3 protein-coding genes are annotated in these 2,954 nt (G+C 58.1%); 2 read left to right on the top strand and 1 reads right to left on the bottom strand.

Features of this window, described 5'->3' with window-relative positions:
- Positions 1–306 (bottom strand): hypothetical protein (locus tag CFB82_RS43805; RefSeq protein ID WP_218829102.1); only part of this gene is annotated, 306 nt, incomplete at its 3' end.
- 69 nt (positions 307–375) lie between these two features.
- Between CFB82_RS43805 and CFB82_RS41130 the strand changes: the two genes are divergently transcribed.
- Positions 376–2,058, top strand: coding sequence for a HilA/EilA family virulence transcriptional regulator (locus CFB82_RS41130; protein WP_089487916.1), 1,683 nt, complete (start codon positions 376–378; stop codon positions 2,056–2,058).
- Positions 2,059–2,063: 5 nt separating this feature from the next.
- A complete protein-coding gene (gene iagB / locus CFB82_RS41125) occupies positions 2,064–2,561 on the top strand; it encodes a type III secretion system invasion protein IagB (protein WP_089487915.1) in 498 nt (165 codons plus the stop codon).
- The last annotated feature ends 393 nt before the right edge of the window (positions 2,562–2,954 follow it).

Genomic DNA, 2,954 nt, shown 5'->3' with positions numbered 1-2,954 from the left:
TCCGGCGGCAGCAACCTTGCAACCACCTTGTCCTTGAATGCTTGTCCGTACTTCGCCACTTCTCGTCCTTATAGCGCCCCCAGATTTCCAGATCCTATCCGGGCGACAACTATTCTGACGCGGGGGGGCTCTCAGCCCGCCTTCTCGCGCGGTCTTCATCCACTCGCTCATCACGCGCACGCTGACCTTATAAATCTTCGCCGTCGCAATTTGCTTAATTCCGTCACGCACGACCCCGACCACCGCCTTCCTCAGGTGCGCCTGCGTTACTTCATCCAACTTCCCGACATCAAGTTTCGTCTTCATGCCCAGATAACGCACCACGAACTGTTTGGTGCATTCGTAAAGTGTCTAAACCGCTAACGTGGCAATGCTATGTCATCCCATAATAATTTCATAAATCGGCAATTCGTTTTTGGTGATTTCATTCTGCATCAGGATGGAACTTTATCCCACAGAGAACAAAAAATCCGAATCCCGCCAAAGGAACTTGCCGTGTTGACACAATTACTGGAAGCCGCGGGCCAGCTTGTTGGCAAGGACGCATTACTCGACCGCGTTTGGCCCGACGGGGATGTCAATGAGGAGTCGCTCACCCGCTGCGTCTATTCATTGCGACGTTTGCTGATGGAAAGTAAGAGTTGCCGTTATATCGATACCGTCTATGGCAAGGGATTCCGTTTTTGTCGCCCCGTCGCAACCGTGTCGCGACCTACGCCGCAAGCCTCGCAGTGCTCAATCGCAGTGTTTCCTTTCCGCACTCACTCGCAATTTGACGCCGCCAACCTGCATCATGCCCTAGTCCAATACTTATCGCGCTATTCGCCGTTCGGTTTGACCGTGTTGCCGGCCACCATCACGCAGAACTGCTATGAAGCGGCAGACGTCGTTGCATTGATAGATCGACTGACCCCCGATTACTACCTCGCGGGTCAAACCTGCCCACACGGTGACGGTTGGAGGCTGCGAGTAGAACTGGTACGCGCCGAAGGTCATCATTTGGTTCATCATCAAAGCATCAAAATCGATCCTGAGCAGCCTATCTCCATATTGCAAAACCAACTGGCCGCCTTGTTGTCTCAGTGCATTCCCGGTCTGCGCTGGAACCAAGGACAATCCAACGAGTTTGGATCGCTGGATGCCGCCTTTGTCTACCTGAACGGCCGGCATGAGTTGCAGCGGCATACTCCATCCAGCTTGCGTCAAGCCTTGACGCTGCTGCGCCAATGCGTCGGCGCCTGTCCCGTCCACGCTCTTCCGTACTGCAGCTTGGCTGAGTGCTACTTCACTATGGCCCAGCTCGGCTTATTCGATCAGGAGAGCGCCCTCACCCAAGCTCAGCATGCCGTCACAAAAGCAATAGAGCTCGATCCCAGCCACCCGCAGGCGCTGGGGCTGCTTGCGTTGCTCAGCAGCATGAACATGCAACAAACCGCCGCGGAGGCACTGTTCAAACAAGCCTGGCTGCTGGCCCCGGACTCTGTCGACTTGTACTATTACCATGCTTGGCACCTGCTTCTGTCTGGCAACCTGCCCAATGCCGTAGAAGCGCTGGATGCCTGCTTGGAGCGCGATCCCTCCCGGATCGCCGCTAGCATCCTCAAACTATGGCTGACTTATTGCGAGGGACGCCTCGATGAGGCGATTGCACTAGGTAAACGTCAACTATGCCAATATGGGCAAAATCATCCGGTGTTGCAGAGCCTATTGGCTCTTGTTCTCGCTATCCAAGGCGAATACGCCGAAGCCGACGCGCTGGTGCAAATGGTGCGCGCCTGCGGGGAGGAGACTGGCTTGCTCGCCATCAACCATTGCTACATAGACTATCGCCATCGAGGCGAAACTGCGCAAGCCGCTGTGCGCGCCTTCTTGGCCAAGGCTGACAGCCGCCAAGTGCGCGCCAGCCTTCAGCCTCTGATCTTGGCAGCGCATGGCAAGGAAGCCGCCGTACAGCATTGGCGGCAGTTGGAAGCTGATGGTTATGTATGGTGCAAGGCTTGGCGGCATGATCCCCGAATCCGCGACCTGGCTCGTGAGTCGCTAGAAAACTGCGCGTAGGCAGCATGAAGCGTATCGCCTTCAGCCTGTTGCTTTTCACAGGCATCGCGCACGCCGACTGCTGGGAGCACGCAGGTTCCATGTTCGGAATCGCGCCGGAATTGCTGTACGCCATCGCTGAGCAAGAATCCTCATTGAATCCCCGCGCCGTCGGCCGTAACCGCGACGGAAGCGAAGATCTGGGGCTGATGCAAATTAACAGCCGCCATCTCCCCCGCCTGCGCCAGCTTGGCATCAGCGAATCTCAGCTATTGAAAGACCCCTGCCTGTCCGTCATTGTCGGCGCATCCATTCTCTCGGACATGATGAAACGTTACGGCTATTCTTGGGAGGCGGTAGGCGCCTACAACGCAGGCACCGCGCCGGGTCGCCATGGGGTACGCATCCGCTACGCCAAGCAGGTCTGGCGGCGCTACCAGAGGCTGACAGCCGCGACTACCGATCCCGGCATTGTCAACCTGTTCGGCAAGCGGACGGGCGAGGTCGGCAGAAGCGAAGATTGATGTAAGCCCCCGGCAATGTCACCTTGAACTGTCGGGGTCCCCCCGCGTCAGAATAGTTGTCGCCCGGATAGGATCTGGAAATCTGGGGGCGCTAAGGGCACCTCGAATTACCGCTCTTTTGAGCGACTCTGCCGTGACACGCCGCGACCTGGCCGATTCGCGGCCCACACGACAGGCGGTAAGGCGATCTTTCCGCCCGCTGCCAGCCGGATCCGGTCGCGTCCGGCTGGCCCAGGCCCATTTCGGGCGTCAGAACGGCCGGGGGCCTACCTCCATCAGCGAGCACAGGCGCCGCAGGTTGTACGCGGCGGCCTTCCAGTTCAGGCAGCGTCGCCCGCGCCAGGCCGATCGAGCGCAGCACTTTGCCACCCATCTGCTCCAAGGCAGCGAACA

The sequence above is a fragment of the Burkholderia sp. HI2714 genome (assembly GCF_002223085.1).
Classification (GTDB): domain Bacteria; phylum Pseudomonadota; class Gammaproteobacteria; order Burkholderiales; family Burkholderiaceae; genus Burkholderia; species Burkholderia lata_D.
The sequence above is the reverse complement of the archived record's forward strand: the minus strand, read 5'-3'. Positions and strand labels throughout refer to the sequence as shown.